Genomic DNA, 20,118 nt, shown 5'->3' on the forward strand with positions numbered 1-20,118 from the left:
TATTAGTTTATGAAACCCTATAAAATTTTATGAGGTGTGACAAACGAAACAATGATTAAAAACCTAGTGAGAACACTAGGTTTTTAATTAAATATCAACTTAAGATTGTGTGATTAAAATTTTAGGTAAGCTTTTTTTAAATCAACAAGAGGGTGCTTGGGAGACATTTGAAACTTAACTAAAAGCTCTCTTGCAATCATGTCTCTATCTTGTTGGTTATTGGGTAATTTAATAGATTTTGGAATTGTAACCCATCCATTTGCATTTCTACAAAACACTGCTGGTCTATCTTCTTCATAACCCATATGAACATCTTCTAACCAGTTAAGATCATCCCAACCCATAGCTTCCACATATTTTTTTAAAAATGGTGTAATTCTTTTATAGTCTGGAAGTAAATTTACATCATATCTATAACCAATATGTTGACCAATTAGTTTTTCTCTTGCTGTTTCTTTAAAAGTACCAAGCTTTAGTTTTTTGTCTTTTTTAACTTTACTTTTTACTTTTGTTTTTTTTGTTTTTTTCTTAGCCATATTTACCCTTATATTTTGTGATAGTTGTCAACACCAACTGTATAGTTAGTTCCTGCTAATGGAACTTTCGCTAAAGCAGATGCCTCAGTAGTTAATGCAGCTAAATCCTCAGGTTCTAAAGAGTGGATATTAGTTTTACCACATGCTCTTGCTAAAAGTTGAGCTTCTAAAGTCATTGCATGAAGATAATTATAAACTCTTAGTGCTGCATCATCAGGATTTAATCTTGCTCTTAGTTTTGGATCTTGAGTGGCAACACCAACTGGACAACGACCAGTATGGCAGTGGTAACACTCACCAGCTTTTACACCCATTTCTTTTTCAAAATTAGCTTCAGGGATATCTTTATTACAGTTCAAAGCAATCATAGATCCAGTACCAATTGCAATTGCATCAGCACCTAATGCTAAAGCTTTCGCCATATCAGCACCATCTCTTACACCACCAGCATAAATTAAAGTAACTTTTCCTGTTTTACCAACATCATCAATTGCTCTTCTTGCTTCTCTTATTGCAGCAATTCCTGGAATACCAGTGTTTGCAGCAGCAATGTGAGGGCCAGCTCCAGTTGATCCTTCCATTCCATCTAAATAGATAGAGTCTGGATCGCATTTAGCGGCCATACGAACATCGTCATAAACTTTTGATGCACCCAGTTTTAATTGAATTGGAACTTTATTTTTTGTTAATTGTCTCAGCTCTTCAACTTTTAAAGCCAAGTCATCAGGACCTAACCAATCGGGGTGACGAGCAGGTGATCTTTGGTCAATACCTGATGGTAATGATCTCATTTCAGCTACTTGATCAGTTACTTTTTGACCCATTAAGTGTCCACCCATTCCAACTTTTTGTCCTTGGCCGATGAAAACTTCAATTCCATCTGCTAGTTGAGCATGATGAGGGTTAAACCCATATCTTGATTGAATACATTGGTAATACCATTTTTCAGAATATCTTCTTTCATCAGGTATCATTCCACCTTCTCCAGAACAAGTAGCACTACCAGCCATAGTAGCTCCTCTTGCTAAAGCAGTTTTTGCTTCATATGAAAGTGCTCCAAAACTCATACCAGTTATGTAAACAGGGATATCAAGTTCAATAGGGTTTTCGCATCTTGGACCAATTACAGTTTTAGTTTCACATTTTTCTCTGTAACCTTCGATTACAAATCTAGTAAGTGTTCCAGGTAAGAAAACTAGATCATCAAATGTTGGAATTTTTTTCATTAATGCCATTCCACGCATTCTGTATCTTCCTAGCTGAGCTTTTATGTGAATATCGTCTATTACCTCAGGAGTAAAAATAGCATTATGACCTAATAAACTTTTATTTCTTTTTCCTTCTTCATGTGCATGGACATCAGCTTTTCCACCAACACTTCCATTACCATTTTTCTTTTTAGTTTTTTTCTTAGGCATTAAATTGCTCCTTTCTTTTCTGTAGGTTCTAAATTATCGTAATTCCAAAGTTTTTTACCAGCTACAATTTTTTTCATTTTACTAACGTCAAAATTTTCACCAATTTCTGCAACTTTTAATTTTCTTGTAAGCCAATCTTGGTCGCTTTTAGTTAATTCTGCATCAACAGCATCACTACCATAAGAGCCAATACTGCCACCTATGAAAATTGTCCCATCATACATAGAGTCACCTAAATTTATTCCAACATCTCCTAGAATAATTATTCTTCCTCTTTGCATCATAAAACCAGTAAATGCACCAGCATCCCCACCAATAATGATAGTTCCACCTTTCATGTCAATTCCAGTTCTAGCACCAACACTACCTTTACAAATTAAATCTCCACCTCTAATAGCAGCTCCAAAACAAGATCCTGCATTTTTTTCAATAACAACTTTACCAGCCATTAAATTTTCAGCACAAGACCAACCAACTCTACCGTTAATTCTAACAGTTGGACCATCACATGAACCCATACCAAAATAACCTAAACTTCCTTCAAAAATTAAGTTTAATTTATTTAAAATACCAACACCTAGACTGTGCTTTCCTTGAGGGTTTTTAATAACAATTGTTCCATACCCTTGGCTCATCAATTTATCAATTTCTTTATTTGCTTCAGGAGCCGACATTTCTTTAACATCAAGATCTGTTCTTTTGTTAAAATCAACATCATAAGTTCCAAAGTAATAAAAATTTTCTGCCTCATCTGGATTGAAAAACTTTTGTTGAGTTCTTCCTGTTAAAACCTCAGTGTGCATACCCATTGACTGGGCTTTTGTTTTTGTTTCTGTATTTTTTATATTTGCCATACTTTTACCTCCCCATCAAATGGATCATATGTATCAATTTCTTGTGGAAGAACTGATCTGATCGCTATTTCTTCTGAACCCATTGCAACTAAATCATCTGACTCATAAAGAACCAATGGTTTCGCAGCCATTGTATCTTTTGCCATTCCTAACGAGTCTTTTGTTGCAACAAAATAAGTAAATACTCCATCAAGTCCTGTTAAAGAATCTTTCATTCCTTCTTCAAGACTTGCTCCTTCTCTCATTTTTTGAGCAATATATACTGCGATTAACTCAGAATCACATTCAGACATAAATCTCATGCCTTTATTTTCTAATTGTCTTCTATTGTTCCAATAGTTTGTAAGTTGTCCGTTATGAACTACTGAAACATCACTAAAAGGGTATCCCCAAAAAGGGTGAGCTGACTTAATATCAACTCCAGACTCTGTTGCCATTCTAGCATGACCAATAGCGTGTGTACCAACAAGCTTATCTAAAGAATATCGGTCACATACTGCTTTTGCATTACCAAGATCTTTAATTACTTCCAACGATTTACCCATTGAAAGGATTTCAACACCTGGAATACTTTCAATTTTTTGAGAAAAATCTAATAGATCTTTTTTATCGTAAGAAATTTCATATCTTAATGAGTAGGGAAGCGTTCTTTCTTCTTTAAGTACTTTAGCTCCTAACTCAGATAGATATTGATCTACTATTTTTTTTCTTTCATCATAAACAGAAACATCTTCCATAATAGATGAACTTCCTTCTCCAACATTTTCTCCTACTTTGAAACGCATGATAAAATTTTTACCATCTGTGTCTCCATACAAAGCATATCCTGTTGAATCTTCACCTCTATGTTTTAATGCTTGAAGCATACCCTGTAGTTCACTCCCTACATTTGAAGATTTGCCTCTATGTATTAATCCAGCTATCCCACACATATATTTACCCCTTTTATTTAATTTTAAGACCTACGGTAGACAATCAAGATAAGTGTCCAGATCCCATTGAGTTGTTGCACCTAAAAATCTTTCCCATTCATCATTTTTATACCAATGAAATACTTTATACATCTCATCTGGCATAGCTGATTTGATAACCTCATCTTCAGATAGGCGATCTAATGCTTCACCAAGACTTAAAGGTAATTTTTTAACTTCTTTTCCAGCTGCTTGAGCCTCATACATACTTCGCGATTCAGGTTTTCCTGGATCAATATTATTTGATATTCCGTCCTCAAAACATTTTAATAATCCAGAGCCCATTAAATAAGGGTTGTGCATCGAGTCAACTGAACGATATTCAAATCTTCCAGGAGCTGACACTCTTAATCCACAAGTTCTATTTTGATATCCCCAGTCTGCATAAACTGGTGCCCAAAAACCTGTGTCCCACAATCTTCTATAAGAGTTTACTGTTGAAGATCCAATTGCAGTTAAAGCACCAAGGTGTTTCATAACACCACCAATAGCTTTTAAGCCAACTTTACCTGGCAGCTGCACGTCTTTTGTATCTGGCATAAATGTATTTGTTCCACCCTCAACGTAAGTAAATACTTCATCCATTGCTGGAATAGATTTATGACTTAATTTATTTACTTTATCTTTTCCACCTGTCCATAATGACATGTTTGTATGACAACCACTTGCAGACACTCCCATGAATGGTTTTGTCATAAAGCAGGCGATTAAATTAAACTCTCTTGCAACTTGAGCACAAATTTGTCTGTAAGTTGAAAGCCTGTCTGCATTTCTTAACACATCATCATACATCCAGTTCAATTCTAATTGTCCTGGTGCATCTTCATGATCTCCTTGAATCATATCAAGACCCATAGCTCTTGCATACTTCATAACTTGCATAAAAACTGGTCTTAAAGACTCAAATTGGTCAATGTGATAGCAATACGGTTTTGAATAACCTTTTCCAGTTGGAGTACCATCTTCATTTTTTGTAAGCCACATCATTTCTGGCTCAGTCCCAACTCTTAATTGATAACCATGCTTTTTCTTAAATTCTTGAGCGTGAATTCTAAGGTTTCCTCTGCAATCCGAGGTTAAATGAGCACCTGGATTTTCTCTTTCTTCTCTATTTCTGAAACAAGTAACGAATACTCTTGCTACTTTTTTATCCCAAGGAAGTTGACAAAATGTTTCAGGATCAGGGATACCAACTAATTCCTTAGCTTCAGGTCCATAGCCAATATAATTGCCATGACGATCAGTAAATAAGTTTGCTGTTGCACCGTAAACTAATTGAAAACCTTTTTCACATGTTCTTTCCCAATGATCTGTTGGAATTCCTTTTCCAACAACTCTACCTGTAACAGATATGAATTGAAAAAAAATATATTCGATACCAAGCTCATCAATTTTAGCTCTAACTTGTTTTACTAGTTTGGCTCTGCCGGGTTGGTTAACGTGTTTGTCTAGATCAGTCATTTATTTCACCCCTTAATGAATTATAATTTATTCAAAGGTAGCTGAAATTTTTATTAGTGTCTAGGCTTGAAGTTTAACTCCAAGGAAACGGACTGTTCGATGTGGGGTGAAGTTCACCTTTCTCGTAACGGTTGAATCTAAACGGTTTCAATAAATCACTCTCAGTACCAAGAATTTCTTTTGCAACAAGTTCACCAACACCAATCATTTTGTAACCATGATTTGCATCAGCAATCATGTAAACGTTTTCTAAAAATCTATCAAAGATTGGAAATGAATCTGGCGTCATACATCCAAGACCACCAGAAGGTCCTTTTCTATAAAGATCAGATTTGCCTTCAAATCTTTTTTGACAATGAGCTAAAGCAGAACACCACATATCATTAAAGGCTTCAGTTGTTTGAAATTCAGGAGAGTCTAAACCGTATGGATCAACATTAACTTTATCAAAATGTTTATCAACTATGTAAGGAGAGGTTCCACCTTGCACTCCTAAACCTTCAATATCTGGTTTGTAATATATTCCCCAAATTTTATCTGTGATTAATTTTTTTGTTTTATCTGAATATAATGGTGCAGTAGAATCTACATGAATTACAGGAGGCTGTTGTCCGTTATTCATCTTTAAAAAGTCTGCATCAACACCAATTACACCTTCTTGAAGCATCCAATACGTCCACATGTCAGTTTCGTGCATTTTACCATCTTTACCTTTGATGTTTGCAGTTTTTGGAAGTTCTAGCATATTCCAAAAGTCTCTAGCCCAAGGCCCAGCACCAACTACTACTTGTTCACACTCAATAGTTCCTTTATCAGTTTCAACTCCAGTAACTGCTTTACTATTACTCCCTCTTTTGAAACCTGTAACTGTAACACCTTTCATTACTTGAACACCGTTTGAAGTAGATTTGTTTTCAAGTGCCTTAATTGAATCTTTATTAAAAGCGTAGCCGCCTTTTTTTTCATGAAGAACAGAAGTAATACCTTGAGCTTGCCAATCATCAAACATACCCTTCATGTAGTTTGTGCAATCTTTTTCACCTTCTATAAATTCTGAATCGTAACCGATAGCTTTTTGTTGCTCGTAAATTGTTGCAACATCTTCATGCATAACTTCTGGAGAAATTTGCAAATAACCTACTGCATTATATTTAAATGCTTTTGGATCACTTTCCCAAACAGAAACAGAGTGAGCCATTAATTCTCTCATTGCTGGTTGGAAATAATTATTTCTAACTACTCCGCAAGCAATACCACTTGCTCCTGCTGCAATATCTTTTTTTTCAAGAACTACAATATCCCCAGGATTTTTATATGTTTCTGAAAGTTTCCAAGCAGTACTCAAACCATGAATACCACCACCAATAATAACTACTTTTGCTTTTGAAGGTAATGTTGACATAACAAAACATTATTTTTTGGTAATACTAATTAATATAATTATTTATAGAACTAAAATTTATATATAAAAAATATATACTTTGAAATTTTGATAAATTAATGGCTAATAGCTTATGTTTTTAAGTGTAACTAAATAATCATTAAACTCGTTAATGAAGGACTCGCTGGGCATTATATTTTTAATTCTCTGGTCAGTTGAAGTTTTTTCAAGACGAAAGAATCCTTTCTCACAAGCTTCAGTAATGATTAATGCAGATTTTGGTCTAGAAGTTTTAAATAGCTTAGTTTTAAGTTTCTCTACAGATAATTTTTTATTTTCTTTATAAGCTGACATCACTAATAGCATCATGTGATAATGGGAAGGTGACTTTCTAAAAAAATAATTACTAGAAGTGTGAGACTGCTTCATTTGATCTTCCCAGAAATTTAAAAGAGTTTTTTTATCCTTAGGCATTAAACTTAAGCTCTTACTCTAGATTTTGTCGGATCGTAGAATGGAAAAGCAATAACCTTAGCCCCAATTCTTTTTTGATGTCCGTCTAGTTTTCCAATTTCAACTTCAGTTCCAATTTCAGAATATTTTACATCTATTCTGCAAAGAGCAATATTCTTTCCTAGTTTTGGAGAAAGCATAGCACTAGTTATTACACCAATTTGTGCACGGCCCACATGAACACAGTCTCCATGTGCAGCAGGTTCGTGACCGACTAATTCTAATCCTACTAATTTTTTTTGTGGATTTGCTTTTCTCTTAATTAATTCGTCTTTGCCGATAAAATCATCTTCTTTAGTTTTAAGTGGAACGGTAAAACCAATTCCAGCTTCAAAAGGATCTGTTTGATCATCAAATTCATAACCATAAAAAATTAAACCAGCTTCTATTCTAACCATGTCCAAAGCCTCTAAACCTAAAGGTGTTATGTCAAATTCTTTTCCAGCTTCCCAAACTTTATCCCAAACTTCTCCAGCATCTTTTGGGTGACACCATATTTCATAACCAAGTTCTCCTGTATAACCTGTTCTAGAAATTACAATTGGTGTTCCTGTTTCATGATCTATTCTTGCAATATTAAATCTAAACCATTCAAGTTCAGTTATTGATGGCTGGATAGGAGCAGTCCAAACAAATTTTTCTAAAATCTTTCTACTGTTTGGGCCTTGAACAGCAATATTATGAATATGATCTGTTGCAGATTTTATCCAAACTTTATAATTTTTCTTTTTAGCTTGTTCTTTTAACCACTCACCACTGTATTCATCTCCACCAATCCATCTAAAATTATCTTGTCCAAATTTGAATAACGTACCATCATCCAACATACATCCATTTTCATAACACATCGCAGTGTAGACAACTTGACCTACTGATAATTTTTTAACATTTCTTGTTAAAGTGTATTGCATTAAATTTTCTGCATCAGGACCTAAGATTTCAAATTTTCTAAGCGGAGAAAGATCTGTTGCTATCGCACTTTCTCGACAAGCGTTATATTCTTTTATTGTTCCTGAATTAGTAAAATTATTTGCTAACCAAAAACCTTTGTATTCAACAAAATTTCTAGTTAGTTCAGCTGTTTTTTTATGAAAACCTGTTTCTTGAGTTAGTTTTGGTTCTGAGTCTGTTTTCATTCTAAATGCAATTGCTTTTGAATACTTATTATTCTTTCCGTAAGTTCTAACAAATATATCAGTAGGGTTCCACCCATTAGCAGCATCAACATCACAAGGACAAGCAGACGAAACACACGTTAAATCTTTTAATGCTCTAAATAGAACATAATCTCCAGGTCTTGACCACGGCTCATCAAATGTTGCAACATTATTAGCATCAATAGCTGTATTAAAAAAAAGATTTATAGCTGACCAACTTTTTCGAGCACTAATATCGTATTTTTCTAAACCTTTATTAAAATTATCCGTGCAATTGATATGCCCCATGTAGCCTAAGTCTTCATAGTATTTAGAAGTACAGGCTAAATTAAAAGTGTCATGTCTTCCAACTGTGTCTCTTACTACCTCAACCATTGCTTCATGATCCCCATCATAAAATTTTGAAAACAATCCTGGACCTGGATAAGCACTACCCATAAAAGTTCTTGTGGCTTTATCGTCAATTATACTTTCAATCCCGTCATTTAATTTATGGGTATCAAAAGCTAAAAAATCAGAGCACTGTCTTCCACCAGTGTCTATAATTTGAATATATTCTCCTGCTTTTACTTCATAAGTTTCTGCAGTTCTTCTTTTAACAAGTTGCTCAACTATTGGATCACTTAAAGGTTCTGGTAAAATAAATTGTTCATCAGTTTCTGAAAATTTTGCTCTATTTACAAAAATTGTTAAATCAGTTGGTGGATTTTGCTCATGAACATTTAATGGGTCACCAGGTGCTGCTATTAAAACAAAACATTTATCTTTAGATGTAACTGTTATTTTTTCTCCCATCAGACAATCTTCATCGAATATAATTGATGATTTAGCTTTGTTGAGATCTAGATTTCTTTTCTTAAAAATTTTTGTAATTTTTTCATCATTTGCAATTACTTTTTTAGAGAAATCTGCATTTGCATTTTGTTTCAAATTTAAGATTGATAGATCGGGTTTACCATTAGTATCAAAAACAATTATTTCACAAATTTGTTTTCCTTCTTCATTAATAATATCAATTTTATCTTCTGCAAAAATTTCTATTACAGACAAACCTCCACCTTTGACAAAATATCTTTCAACTCCTGGTGGTAAAACTCTTAACCCTGGATTTTTTATTTCGTTGCTAGTTCCTAACATCTACTTAGCTTTTTATATGTTTTTTTATGAAGCATAATATAATCAAAATCTGTTGACTAGAAGTTTAATTAAGAACATACTTTGATTATTAATATTAATATAGAGGGGTAAAAAATGAAAAAAATAACATCATTAATATCTGCTCTGATAATTTCTGTAGTAAGTTTTTCAGGAATATCTAACGCAGCAGATAGCAAAAAACCTATCGTAATCCCAACTCATAACTGGTCAAGCCAAATTGTAATGGCTTATGTTATAGGTGGAATTTTCGAAAGTATGGGTAACAATGTTAGCTATGTAAATGCTGACTCTCAAGCTGTATACGAGTCAATTAGAATTGGTGACGTATCTATTTCTCATGAAGTATGGGAATCTGCTTTTGGTAAGTCATTTACTACAGCATTAGATAAAGGTGGTTTACTTGATTGGGGTGATCACGAAGCAAGAACTCTAGAGGATATGGGTTATCCTAACTGGGTTACTGATAAAGGATTATGTCCTGGTCTACCAGATTGGACTGCTTTAAAAAATCCTGCATGTGCGAAAAATTTCGTAACACCTGACTCAGGTGGAAAAGGAAGAATGCTGGAAGGCCCACAAACTTGGCATGGAGATTTAATACCTCAAAGGGTTGATGCTTTAGGTTTAGGAGATCTTTGGATGGTTAAATTTGCAGGAAGTGCAGATGCACTTTGGGCAGAATTATCAGCTGCTGAGAAAGAAGGAAGAGGAACAATTATCTTTAACTGGACACCAAACTTTACAGATGGTGCTGGTTTTACATTTATAGACTTTCCTCCATATACTGCTGGTTGCAGACCAGAAGATGGTGGTGACGGTAAATGTGGTTCGCCAGATGGTTATTTGAAAAAAGCTGTAAATGGTGATTTTCCAAAAACTCATCCTGCAGCTGCTGCAGCGTTCAAAAAAATGTCATTCTCTACAAGTCAAATTGGTGCAATGGCAGCTTTAGTTGACGTTGACAAAATGACTCATGAAGATGCAGCTAAAAAATGGTTAGCTGATAACAAGAGTGTTTGGCAAGCTTTTACTAAGTAAGGTCAAAAGCAAACAAAATAATAAATCTCTCCCAACAATATGTTGGGGGGGATTTTTTTTTAGAGTTGAGCTAAGTAAAATTAAAAAAAGTTTGAAATAATGTTAAAATATTTATTTTCCATATTATTAAGTTTTATGTTTTTTAATTCGTCATTAGCTAATGATATAAATATTCAAGAAAATATAAAACTTACCTTTGTGTGTGATTTAGATAAAAAAATAATTAAAAATTCAGAATATAATTATCAAACTTTTTTAGCTAAAGATTTAGATGAAAAAGGTTTAGATAAATTTGAAATCGAAGCAATTAAACCTGAACAACTTTCTATCAAAGGGCTGTCATCGTTTCTTTCAAAATCAGATAGGCTAAATGTTAAGATTGTAAATAAAGATGTAGTTTTATTTAAAGCAGTTGATAAAAAAAAAAATTATTCTGAGTCAGCGATTATAGATAGAAAATCTGGTGAATTAATTCATGAAATTACAAGAAATATCAAAAGCGAAAACTCTGAGAAAGATATTTCATTTTATTCATGTAGTAAAAAGGAAAAAAAAGCCTGATTTTTTTATATGATTTTGTGTAAAGTATTAAAATGAAAAAATATCTAATTAGCATAATTTTAAGTTTATTAATAACATCTTCAGCTTTAGCACGAAGCACTGGATGTAAAGAAGGAAATTGTGAAAATGGTTATGGTAAGTGGGTATATACAGATAAAACAACTTATGAAGGTGAGTGGGTTGGTACAAAAAAACATGGTCAAGGAACTGAAACTTGGCCAAATGGATATATCTATAAAGGTGAATTTAAAGATAGTATTTGGAGTGGTTTAGGAACTTTAAGTTTTCCTGATGGTTCAACTTATCAGGGACAATGGACCAATGGTTTTATGAATGGAGAAGGAACTTTTACTTGGTCTGATGGAAAACAAAAAACAGGAACATGGATAAATGGAAAGTTGCAAGAATAAATGTCAAAAGAAAATTATTTTTATAAAATAAAAGAGTTACCAGAAATCATAAAGCAATTTGGTGGCTTGGTAATAATGATAATAATTGTAATCTCCTCTTTTGCTATTTTGAACAATATTTTTGGTGAAGGAGATGAGTTAGTTGCAAAAATGAAAATTGAAGAAGAAAGAATAGCTCAAGCAAGAAAGCTAGATAAGCTAATTTCAAGTCTTCCCTCAGGAATTTTAGTATCTTTTGATGGAACTGATCATTTTAGATTAACTGATGAAGTGTATGAAAAGGTTTGTAATGCTACAAAACTTATTCCACAACGTGCAATTATGGGAGCCAATTTTCTAAATTTTAGAGCACATGAGCTGTATACGATGAATGGCAATAAGATTAGTGAAACGTTTGTTAAATGGGATAATGAAAAAAATAAATGTTTTGCAGGGTTTATAGTAAGTGGGAAAAATGTTGGTTTAGATGAAACAATCACTGTTAGTGGTGAAGCTTTAAGTTTTTTAAGCACAGGTATTGATACAAGAGTTTATTTTATCAAAAATTTTTAAGGAGGAAAAAACAGATTATATCGATTTTATTTTATTCTAATTTCGTATAACCTATTTACAATTTATGTCTGACCCAATAATTAAATGCGAAGGTGTTTATAAAATCTTTGGTGAGAATGCCGATAGAATGCTTAAGGCAGCTAATGGCAATGTCGATGCAAAAACTTTTCAAGATAACGGATGCATTGTTGGTGTAAACAATGCTTCTTTTGAAGTTTCTAAAGGTGAAATGTTAGTTGTAATGGGTTTATCTGGCTCAGGTAAATCAACTTTATTAAGATGCATATCAAGATTAACAGATGCAACTGGTGGAAAAATTTTTATAGAGGGTCAAGACCTACTTCAATTAAATAATAAGGAGTTAATTGATTTAAGACGTAATAAGATGGGGATGGTTTTTCAAAGCTTTGCACTGTTACCTCATAAAACAGTTGTAGAAAATATTGCTTTTCCTCTTCAAATTAAGGGAATTAAAACCGAGGATAGTATTAGTAAAGCAATGGATATGGTTAAACTTGTTGGTCTTGATGGAAGAGAAAACTATTTTCCAAGAGAACTTTCGGGAGGTCAACAACAAAGAGTAGGTATTGCTAGATCGTTAGCTGTTGAACCAGACATATGGTTTTTAGATGAACCTTTTTCTGCTTTAGATCCTTTAATCAGAAAAGAAATGCAAGATGAATTTTTAAGGCTGCAAGAAAAATTACAAAAAACAATTATGTTTATTACTCATGATTTTGATGAAGCTTTAAAGTTAGCAGATCGAATTGCTATTATGAAGGACGGTATTATTGAGCAACTAGATACACCAGCAAATATTGTTTTAAATCCAGCAACAGAGTATGTGAGAAAATTTACCGAAGAAGTTCCTAGAGAAAAAGTTCTCCTGATCGAAGATGTTATGGACGTAACTACTAAAGATAATTTAAGTGATTTAAAAGTTTCAAAAGATGAGATTATAGAGAATGTTGCAGAAAAAATTCTAACTCAAGAAAAAACAGTAGCCGTAATAGATAGTAACAATCAGATTATAGGCTCTATTAATCCATCAAAAATAATCAATACGGTCTTTGGAGGGCGTAAAAATAATAGTTAAAATATGGAATTTATAAAAAAAAATCCGAAGTTATTTCAGTGGTTATTTTTATTAATTGTATTTTTTGCACTCTGTTTTGCGATTGATGTTCCTGAAACATATAAATTTATAAGAGGACAAGCAGAATTTATTAAAGACCCTAACCAAAGCTCATATGTTTTATTCGGTAAAGAGGTAAGATATTACGCTTTTGACGTTTTTTGGAGATTGCCACCACTTTTAGGCTGGTTACCTATTTGGATAAATGACTCTTTATTTTTTTTAATGAATGAGTGGATGCCAATGGAGTTTTGGAACGAAGATACTCAAGAATTTAAAACTCGACCTTTAGTGTTGCAAATTACACGAAATGTAACCTCTTTTATGACTTTTCTTATTGATTTAATTAGAGAAATTTTGCTAGGGGGGCTTAATACAATTGTTGCATTTTCTAGTTGGGATTGGATTGATGCAAATCCTTGGGCTGAATTACCAGGGTTGCCATGGACAATCGTTGCAGCAGGAGCAACGATTTTATCTTACAAACTCAGTGGTAAAGGATTAGCATTTTTTGCTGCATTAGTGATGATTTACATTTCTATTTTTGGTCAATGGAAACCTTCAATGCAAACACTCTCTTTTATATTGGTTGCAGCACCATTATCTTTTATTTTTGGTTTAGGTTTGGGTATTGCGGCATTTAAAAGTAAAAGAGTTGAAAAAGCTTTATATCCAATACTTTTAGTAATGCAGACTATGCCTCAATATGCAGTTTTAGTTCCAGCAATTGTTCTTTTTGGAGTTGGTGATCATGCGGCAGTAATTATAACTATGGTCGTCGCGGTACCGCCAATGATATTATTAACTTTGTTAGGACTTAGAGGAATACCTCCAGAAGTAATTGAAGCTGGAAGAATGAGTGGATGCAATAATTGGCAACTAATGACAAAGGTACTAATTCCAACAGCTAGAAGAGATATCCTAATTGGAGTGAATCAAGTTATCATGGTGTGTTTTTCTATGGCAGTTATTTCAGCTTTTATTGGAGCAAAAGGTTTGGGATTTAATTTATTGCTAGCATTAAATCAGCTGAACATAGGATTAGCATTAGAAGCGGGATTATGTATTAGTTTGATTGCTATATTATTAGATAAAATGTCATTAGCTTGGGCTAATAAACAAATTGATTATTTTGGTAACCTGACATTTTTTCAACGTCATAAAAATACTTTCTTTTTCATAGTGGCAATAATATTAGGAATTTTATTTGCTTACTTAGGATCTTTTTATTTTAAAGAAGGATATAATTATCTTTTTGAAGTTCCACACAACAAAGGAATTTCAACAGCTGATTTTTGGAATAAAGGTGTTGATTGGATTTTTGATACATTCTTTGTTTACATAAAAGCATTTAATACATGGTTGATTGTAGATGTGCTTCAGCCGATGCGTGCTTTATATTTAAGAATGCCAGCTGTAGCTACATTGGTTTTAGTTGTTGGCGCAGGATATATTATAGGTGGTATTCGTTCCGCTTTAGTCGTTTGTGGATTAACATTATTTATCGCTTTAAGCCCATGGTGGGACAGAGCTTTAGTGACAACTTATATGGCAACTTTTGGGGTTGTTATATCTTGTATAATTGGATTTACGGTTGGAACATTATGTTTTCAAAATAAAAATTCAGCAAGTTTTATGCTAGGTGTTTGTGATATTTTTCAAACCTTTCCATCATTTGTATATTTAATACCAGTAATGATGCTTTTTGGAATAACTGATACTTCTGTTTTAATTGCAGTTATAGTTTATGCAACAATACCTGCTACAAGATATACTATAGAAGGTCTAAGAAGTGTTCCTACTGCTTTGCATGATGCAGCAACAATGTCAGGTGTAACGAAATTTCAAAGATTATTTAAAATAGAATTTCCTCTAGCTTTTCCTCATATGATGCTTGGGTTAAATCAAACCATTGTATTTGCTTTATTCATGGTAATTATAGGGGCTTTTATTGGAACGGAAGATTTAGGACAATATATTTTAAAAGCATTATCAGATAAAAAGGGAGCTGGTATAGGACTAACGCTTGGGATCTGTGTTGCTTTTATAGGTTTGATTTTTGATAATCTAATTAGAACCTGGGTAGATCAACGAAAAAAACACCTAGGTATAAATTAGGATAAATATTTAACTTCTGAAAAACGATCTGTTGGAAAAATCCAATAAAATTCTAAAGTTTCTTTTCCATTATTTTTTAAAGCATGTTTTGCATTACCAGCTATATAAACTACATCACCTTTCTTAATCTCTTCAAGCTGCCCAGATTTATTTAGTATACCTGTACCATTTGTAACCACATATATTTCTGCAGGTGAATGATAATGGAGTGTTAAATCTCCGCCTGGTGCGATTTCGGCAAAACCAAGAGAAAGCCCAGAACTTTTTGTATAATCAGCATCAATTAAAAATTTCCACCTAACACCTGGATATTTTTCAGTGGATGACCACTCTTGATCAGAGACAGATTTGAGGTTGTTTACAAATATCATATAATAATGACAACAAATAATTATTTTTTTTGATCTAAAAAAACTTTTAAAGAATCATCCATTGCAGTTGCCCAAGGTGTATGATGAACTGGTCCAACAGAACCTGTTACTGGTGAAGAAAAAGATTTATTTCTATAAGTCATAATATCTTCAACTTTATGATGTTCCCATTCTTTGAAATGTTTTCTTATCAATTCAAAATCAATTTTTGGATAATCAGATAAAGCATGAAGTTCTTTCGTATATTCAGTTTGAAAGTCAATCATTTGATCTGGGTTTTCTAGTTTTTCTTCCATTGATACCCATTTGTTTATATCTTTTTCTATTTCAGTATCATTTGGAACTTTAATTTTTTCCATAATAACATCTCTTGCGAACCAAGCTTGACAATCAAACATATTGAAAGTGTGAAATTGATCCTGCATACCTAAATACATTAGTTTATGATTGTTTTGCCAAACAACACCTTTATATAATTTAGGTGGATACAATCTATTAGTTGTTTGAAGTTTAAGGTCCTCAGATATAAAAGGGAAATGATGAAGGTATCCAGTGCAAAGAATTATCGCATCTGTTTCTTGTTCATGACCATCTTTAAAAATTGCTTTGTTACCCACAAGTTTATCTAAATGATAAACTTCCTTCATACCATTGGGCCATTTAAATCCCATTGGGTTATGTCTGTAGCCAATAGTTACACTTTTTGCTCCATATTTATGACATTGTAGAGCAACATCTTCAGCAGAATAACTACTTCCTAAGACAACAACATTTTTTCCCCTAAACTCTTCAGCATCTCTAAAATCATGAGAATGCATAATTCTTCCAGGAAAAGATTTCATGCCAGGATATTCAGGTATAAATGGAACTGAAAAATGCCCTGTTGATACAACAACATAATCAAATGAATCTTTTAAAATTGAGTTATCTTTTTTATTTCTGTATGTGAGTTCAAAACTATTATTGTCATAAGTTATGTTGGTAACAGTTGTATTGAACTTTATTTTATCTTTTAAATTTCCTTTTTTTACTCTGCCTAAAATGTAATCATACAAAACTTCTCTAGGTGGGAAAGAGGGAATTGGTTTTCCAAAATGTTCATCAAATGAATAATCTGCAAACTCTAAACATTCTTTTGGACCATTTGACCAAAGATATCTATACATACTATTGGGAACCGGATCTCCATATTGATCAGAACCAGTTCTCCAGCTATAATTCCAAAGACCACCCCAGTCGTCTTGTTTATCAAAACAAACTATTTCAGGTATTTTTTCACCTTTTTTTTCAGCCTGTTCAAACGATCTCAACATAGATAATCCACAAGGACCAGCACCAATGATAGCAATTTTTGTCATTTTATTGTCTCCAATTATAAATTTTATTTCATCAATTTACCCATATAATTAAGTAAATTTAAAGATAAATTTACAATTAATATGACATTACAACTTGCAAGGGTTGTAACAATTAGCTAGAAAACTTTTGGTTAATTCAAGTTTATGAAAAAGATAATAATTATAGGAGCTGGAGCAATGGGCTCAGCTTTTGCAGTTCCTTGTATCGAAAATAAAAATGATGTCACAATTGTTGGAACTCATTTAGAGGACAATTTGATAAATAATATTATTACTAATGACCATTTACACCCTGGATTAAAAACTAAACTACCAAAAGAAATAAAATTCAAGCAATTTAATGAATTACAATCTATTTTAGAAAAAGATGTAGATTTAATTGTTGCAGGAATAAGCTCGATAGGAATTGAGTGGTTTGTAAAGCAAATATCTAAAAGTTATAAAAAAAACCTACCAATTGTTTTATTAACTAAAGGTTTATCTATAGTTAATAATGAACTTACAACGCTATCAGATAAAATTAAAAATCTTTTAGAAAAAGATGGACACTCAGAAATTAATATTACAGCTATTAAAGGCCCCTGTTTAGCTGCTGGTTTAGCAAATAAAATGAGAACAGGAACTGTAATCGCTAATCGAAACATTAAGGAATGCCAATCATTGAAAGACATGATTTCAACTAATTATTATTCTACTGAAATTTCAGAAGACATTACTGGAGTAGAATTGTCTGGAGCAATTAAAAATATATATTCAATGTTAATTGGTGCATCAGAGGGATTGAGCAACTCCCAAGCTCCTAAAGATATTCAATCTAAATATTATTTAAATACTGCAGCATCATTAATCCATAGATCTATCTCAGAAATGGTTGAATTTGTTTCTCACTATGGAGGTAAATCAGAAACAGTTTATGGTTTAGCAGGCCTTGGTGATTTATATGTAAGTGCAATAGGGGGAAGAAATAGTTTAATGGGAAAATATTTAGGTGAAGGTCATTTGTATAATGATGCTAAAGAAAAGTTTATGAAAGATATAACTGTAGAAGGAGCCCAGCTTGCTTTAGAGATTGGACCAAGAATTTTAGAAGATTTAAATAGTAAAAATTTTCCATTAATGTTTAGTATGTTACATACTATTTGTGATAATAAAAAATTAGAAATTAATTGGTAAATGAAATCTAATTGGAATTACCCAACAAATATGTGGGTTGGAAAAGATAGAGTTAAAGATTTAAGTATTGCCTGTAAAACTTTAAATATTAACAAACCATTATTGGTAACAGATAATGGTCTTGCTAAATCAAAAATTGTTTCTGATGCAATAAATGATCTTAAAGAAAAAGGGATTTTAGTTGAATTATATTCAAATGTAGTAGGTAACCCAACAGGTACCAATGTAATAGAGGGTTCTAATTATTATAATAAAAATAGTTGTGATGGAGTAATAGCTTTTGGAGGGGGCAGTGGTTTAGATGTTGGTAAAGCAATTGCTTTTATGTCAGGTCAAACATTGCCTATCTGGGATTTTGAAGATGTTGGAGATAATTGGACTAAGGCAAACTCTGAAAAAATAGCACCGATTATAGCTGTACCTACAACTGCCGGAACAGGATCGGAAACAGGACGTGCATCTGTAATTTTAAATGAGGAAACTGGAGTAAAAAATATAATTTTTCATCCTAAATTTTTGCCTTCAATAGTCATTCTAGACCCAGCATTAACAATTAGCTTACCTGCAAAAATTACTGCAGCAACAGGAATGGATGCTTTGGCTCACAATTTAGAGGCATATTGTGCACCAGGATATCATCCAATGGCTGACGGAATTGCTTTGGAGGGTATGAGATTGATTAATAATTGGTTGTTAGAAGCTGTGAATAATGGATCTAATATTGAAGCACGCCAAAATATGTTATCAGCAGCTAGCATGGGATCAACGGCATTTCAAAAAGGTTTGGGTGCTATTCACTCATTAAGTCATCCTATAAATGCTTTAAATAATGTTCACCATGGTCTATCTAACGCGATATTTATGCCTTACGTTTTAACTTTTAATAAAGATGTGATTGAACAAAAAATAATCAAAATATGTAATTATTTAGAACTTAAAGATAAATCTTTTGATGGTTTCATTAATTGGATCTTAGATTTAAGAAAAAAATTAGATATGCCTCATAAATTATCAGAAGTGATTAATGAAAAAGATTTTGATCTTGATAGATTGTCAAAAATGGCTTTAGCAGACCCATCTACAGGGGGAAACCCAAAAAAATTGAATGAAGAAGACATGAAACTAATGTACCAACACAGCATGTCAGGAGAATTATTTAAATGAATGCTTTAAATATTTTAATTGTTGAAGGAAATAATAGAAAAGATAGTGAGTTTTTTATCAAAGCAGCAGGAGCTTCTGCAGCAGATAACTTAAAAAATTTAATTTTAAAAATTGATCCATCAACAAATACAGAAATTATAAATCCTGGACAGGATGACGAAACCAGTCATGCTTTAAAAAATATGCACGAATATAGTGGAATTATTTTTACTGGTGGTGCCATGAGAATAAACGATATGACAGATGTAATTAAAAAACATATAAATTTCGCATCTAATTGTTTTGCTCAACAAAAGAAAATTTTAGCAATTTGTTGGGGATTGCAAATTTGCACAACAGCTGCTGGAGGCAAAGCTCATCCAGCTACAAAAGGTGCTCATATAGGAATTGCATCGAATGTAATTGTTAATGATGAAGGCCAGAAACATTTTATATATAAAGACAAAGAAAAAATTTTTACATCACCAGCTTTTAATTTTGATGAAGTAAGTGAGTTACCAAAAGATGCTATTCTTTTATCTAGTGACAAAATAAACAATGTAATGGGTGTTAGCTTCAAAGTTGGAAACTCTGAAATTATCGGTTTACAGTATCATCCTGATTATGAATATTCTCAAATGCTTAAACTTATTGCTGGACGTAAAGAAAGACTATTTGCTAATAAAAATTTTTTAAGTGAAGAAGAATATGAAAGTCATATATCATATATAAATTCAGAAAATAAATTATTGAACTTTAACGATAGAACCTGTGAAGTTAGAAATTGGCTTAATTATCTAAAAAACTAAT

Annotated in this window: 19 protein-coding genes; 9 read left to right on the forward strand and 10 right to left on the reverse strand. The window is 32.6% G+C overall.

The features are described from left to right. Positions 1-113: 113 nt before the first annotated feature. From AC5SLZ_RS01620 to AC5SLZ_RS01655, 8 genes are all read right to left on the reverse strand, one after another. On the reverse strand, positions 114-536 hold the full coding sequence (locus AC5SLZ_RS01620; protein WP_028037240.1) for a hypothetical protein: 423 nt from the start codon (positions 534-536) through the stop codon (positions 114-116). An 8-nt stretch (positions 537-544) separates the two neighbouring features. Then, a complete protein-coding gene (locus AC5SLZ_RS01625; RefSeq protein WP_028037239.1) occupies positions 545-1,954 on the reverse strand; it encodes an FMN-binding glutamate synthase family protein in 1,410 nt (469 codons plus the stop codon). Beyond that, positions 1,954-2,808, reverse strand: coding sequence for a GltB/FmdC/FwdC-like GXGXG domain-containing protein (locus AC5SLZ_RS01630; RefSeq protein ID WP_028037238.1), 855 nt, complete (start codon positions 2,806-2,808; stop codon positions 1,954-1,956). Before AC5SLZ_RS01630 ends, AC5SLZ_RS01625 begins: the two co-directional genes overlap by 1 nt. Next, complete coding sequence (locus AC5SLZ_RS01635; RefSeq protein WP_028037237.1) at positions 2,796-3,740, reverse strand: glutamine amidotransferase; 945 nt, start codon at positions 3,738-3,740, stop codon at positions 2,796-2,798. The genes AC5SLZ_RS01630 and AC5SLZ_RS01635 overlap by 13 nt, the downstream gene beginning before the upstream one ends. Positions 3,741-3,770: 30 nt before the next feature. Next, positions 3,771-5,240 carry a glutamine synthetase family protein gene (locus tag AC5SLZ_RS01640; protein WP_028037236.1) on the reverse strand — a complete coding sequence of 490 codons (1,470 nt, stop codon included), beginning with the start codon at positions 5,238-5,240 and terminating at the stop codon, positions 3,771-3,773. A gap of 73 nt (positions 5,241-5,313) precedes the next feature. Next, positions 5,314-6,642 carry an NAD(P)/FAD-dependent oxidoreductase gene (locus AC5SLZ_RS01645; protein WP_028037235.1) on the reverse strand — a complete coding sequence of 443 codons (1,329 nt, stop codon included), beginning with the start codon at positions 6,640-6,642 and terminating at the stop codon, positions 5,314-5,316. Positions 6,643-6,744: 102 nt separating this feature from the next. Next, positions 6,745-7,095, reverse strand: a complete 351-nt coding sequence (locus AC5SLZ_RS01650; RefSeq protein ID WP_028037234.1) for a hypothetical protein — start codon at positions 7,093-7,095, stop codon at positions 6,745-6,747. 5 nt (positions 7,096-7,100) lie between these two features. After that, positions 7,101-9,428 carry a trimethylamine N-oxide demethylase gene (locus AC5SLZ_RS01655; protein WP_028037233.1) on the reverse strand — a complete coding sequence of 776 codons (2,328 nt, stop codon included), beginning with the start codon at positions 9,426-9,428 and terminating at the stop codon, positions 7,101-7,103. Between the two features lie 114 nt (positions 9,429-9,542). Here AC5SLZ_RS01655 and tmoX point away from each other — a divergent pair, with 114 nt between their 5' ends. From tmoX to tmoV, 6 genes are all read left to right on the forward strand, one after another. Beyond that, complete coding sequence (gene tmoX / locus AC5SLZ_RS01660) at positions 9,543-10,487, forward strand: trimethylamine N-oxide ABC transporter substrate-binding protein TmoX (protein WP_028037232.1); 945 nt, start codon at positions 9,543-9,545, stop codon at positions 10,485-10,487. Between the two features lie 135 nt (positions 10,488-10,622). Next, positions 10,623-11,048, forward strand: a complete 426-nt coding sequence (locus AC5SLZ_RS01665; RefSeq protein WP_494615892.1) for a hypothetical protein — start codon at positions 10,623-10,625, stop codon at positions 11,046-11,048. A gap of 32 nt (positions 11,049-11,080) precedes the next feature. Next, a complete protein-coding gene (locus AC5SLZ_RS01670; protein WP_028037230.1) occupies positions 11,081-11,458 on the forward strand; it encodes a hypothetical protein in 378 nt (125 codons plus the stop codon). Then, positions 11,459-12,010: a hypothetical protein gene (locus AC5SLZ_RS01675; RefSeq protein ID WP_028037229.1), complete on the forward strand. Its 552-nt coding sequence runs from the start codon at positions 11,459-11,461 to the stop codon at positions 12,008-12,010. Positions 12,011-12,074: 64 nt separating this feature from the next. Then, entirely contained in the window at positions 12,075-13,106 is a 1,032-nt protein-coding gene (tmoW, locus tag AC5SLZ_RS01680) for a trimethylamine N-oxide ABC transporter ATP-binding protein TmoW (RefSeq protein ID WP_494615893.1), read from the forward strand. A gap of 3 nt (positions 13,107-13,109) precedes the next feature. Then, the gene (gene tmoV / locus AC5SLZ_RS01685) at positions 13,110-15,263 is read left to right on the forward strand and encodes a trimethylamine N-oxide ABC transporter permease protein TmoV (protein WP_028037227.1); all 2,154 of its coding nucleotides are present in this window, start codon (positions 13,110-13,112) and stop codon (positions 15,261-15,263) included. Here tmoV and AC5SLZ_RS01690 read toward each other — a convergent pair. Together AC5SLZ_RS01690 and AC5SLZ_RS01695 are read right to left on the reverse strand one after the other, a co-directional pair. After that, the gene (locus AC5SLZ_RS01690) at positions 15,260-15,634 is read right to left on the reverse strand and encodes a cupin domain-containing protein (RefSeq protein WP_028037226.1); all 375 of its coding nucleotides are present in this window, start codon (positions 15,632-15,634) and stop codon (positions 15,260-15,262) included. The genes tmoV and AC5SLZ_RS01690 overlap by 4 nt on opposite strands. Before the next feature lie 20 nt (positions 15,635-15,654). Further along, a complete protein-coding gene (locus AC5SLZ_RS01695) occupies positions 15,655-16,992 on the reverse strand; it encodes a trimethylamine monooxygenase (RefSeq protein WP_494615895.1) in 1,338 nt (445 codons plus the stop codon). 144 nt (positions 16,993-17,136) lie between these two features. On the opposite strand from AC5SLZ_RS01695, the gene AC5SLZ_RS01700 reads away from it, so the two are divergent. The 3 genes from AC5SLZ_RS01700 to AC5SLZ_RS01710 are packed head-to-tail and all read left to right on the forward strand — an operon-like array spanning position 17,137 to position 20,117. Further along, positions 17,137-18,165 carry a glycerol-3-phosphate dehydrogenase gene (locus AC5SLZ_RS01700; protein WP_028037224.1) on the forward strand — a complete coding sequence of 343 codons (1,029 nt, stop codon included), beginning with the start codon at positions 17,137-17,139 and terminating at the stop codon, positions 18,163-18,165. Beyond that, positions 18,166-19,329, forward strand: coding sequence for an iron-containing alcohol dehydrogenase (locus AC5SLZ_RS01705; protein WP_494615896.1), 1,164 nt, complete (start codon positions 18,166-18,168; stop codon positions 19,327-19,329). After that, on the forward strand, positions 19,326-20,117 hold the full coding sequence (locus tag AC5SLZ_RS01710) for a glutamine amidotransferase-related protein (RefSeq protein ID WP_028037222.1): 792 nt from the start codon (positions 19,326-19,328) through the stop codon (positions 20,115-20,117). Before AC5SLZ_RS01705 ends, AC5SLZ_RS01710 begins: the two co-directional genes overlap by 4 nt. Position 20,118 lies beyond the last annotated feature (1 nt).

This window comes from Candidatus Pelagibacter sp. PS_06, assembly GCF_059418045.1.

Bases quoted from the DNA above. Each gene is read 5' to 3' on its own strand.
- AC5SLZ_RS01620 (WP_028037240.1), bottom strand. From the start codon at position 536: ATGGCTAAGAAAAAAACAAAAAAAACAAAAGTAAAAAGTAAAGTTAAA.
- AC5SLZ_RS01625 (WP_028037239.1), bottom strand. From the start codon at position 1,954: ATGCCTAAGAAAAAAACTAAAAAGAAAAATGGTAATGGAAGTGTTGGT.
- AC5SLZ_RS01630 (WP_028037238.1), bottom strand. From the start codon at position 2,808: ATGGCAAATATAAAAAATACAGAAACAAAAACAAAAGCCCAGTCAATG.
- AC5SLZ_RS01635 (WP_028037237.1), bottom strand. From the start codon at position 3,740: ATGTGTGGGATAGCTGGATTAATACATAGAGGCAAATCTTCAAATGTA.
- AC5SLZ_RS01640 (WP_028037236.1), bottom strand. From the start codon at position 5,240: ATGACTGATCTAGACAAACACGTTAACCAACCCGGCAGAGCCAAACTA.
- AC5SLZ_RS01645 (WP_028037235.1), bottom strand. From the start codon at position 6,642: ATGTCAACATTACCTTCAAAAGCAAAAGTAGTTATTATTGGTGGTGGT.
- AC5SLZ_RS01650 (WP_028037234.1), bottom strand. From the start codon at position 7,095: ATGCCTAAGGATAAAAAAACTCTTTTAAATTTCTGGGAAGATCAAATG.
- AC5SLZ_RS01655 (WP_028037233.1), bottom strand. From the start codon at position 9,428: ATGTTAGGAACTAGCAACGAAATAAAAAATCCAGGGTTAAGAGTTTTA.
- tmoX (WP_028037232.1), top strand. From the start codon at position 9,543: ATGAAAAAAATAACATCATTAATATCTGCTCTGATAATTTCTGTAGTA.
- AC5SLZ_RS01665 (WP_494615892.1), top strand. From the start codon at position 10,623: ATGTTTTTTAATTCGTCATTAGCTAATGATATAAATATTCAAGAAAAT.
- AC5SLZ_RS01670 (WP_028037230.1), top strand. From the start codon at position 11,081: ATGAAAAAATATCTAATTAGCATAATTTTAAGTTTATTAATAACATCT.
- AC5SLZ_RS01675 (WP_028037229.1), top strand. From the start codon at position 11,459: ATGTCAAAAGAAAATTATTTTTATAAAATAAAAGAGTTACCAGAAATC.
- tmoW (WP_494615893.1), top strand. From the start codon at position 12,075: ATGTCTGACCCAATAATTAAATGCGAAGGTGTTTATAAAATCTTTGGT.
- tmoV (WP_028037227.1), top strand. From the start codon at position 13,110: ATGGAATTTATAAAAAAAAATCCGAAGTTATTTCAGTGGTTATTTTTA.
- AC5SLZ_RS01690 (WP_028037226.1), bottom strand. From the start codon at position 15,634: ATGATATTTGTAAACAACCTCAAATCTGTCTCTGATCAAGAGTGGTCA.
- AC5SLZ_RS01695 (WP_494615895.1), bottom strand. From the start codon at position 16,992: ATGACAAAAATTGCTATCATTGGTGCTGGTCCTTGTGGATTATCTATG.
- AC5SLZ_RS01700 (WP_028037224.1), top strand. From the start codon at position 17,137: ATGAAAAAGATAATAATTATAGGAGCTGGAGCAATGGGCTCAGCTTTT.
- AC5SLZ_RS01705 (WP_494615896.1), top strand. From the start codon at position 18,166: ATGAAATCTAATTGGAATTACCCAACAAATATGTGGGTTGGAAAAGAT.
- AC5SLZ_RS01710 (WP_028037222.1), top strand. From the start codon at position 19,326: ATGAATGCTTTAAATATTTTAATTGTTGAAGGAAATAATAGAAAAGAT.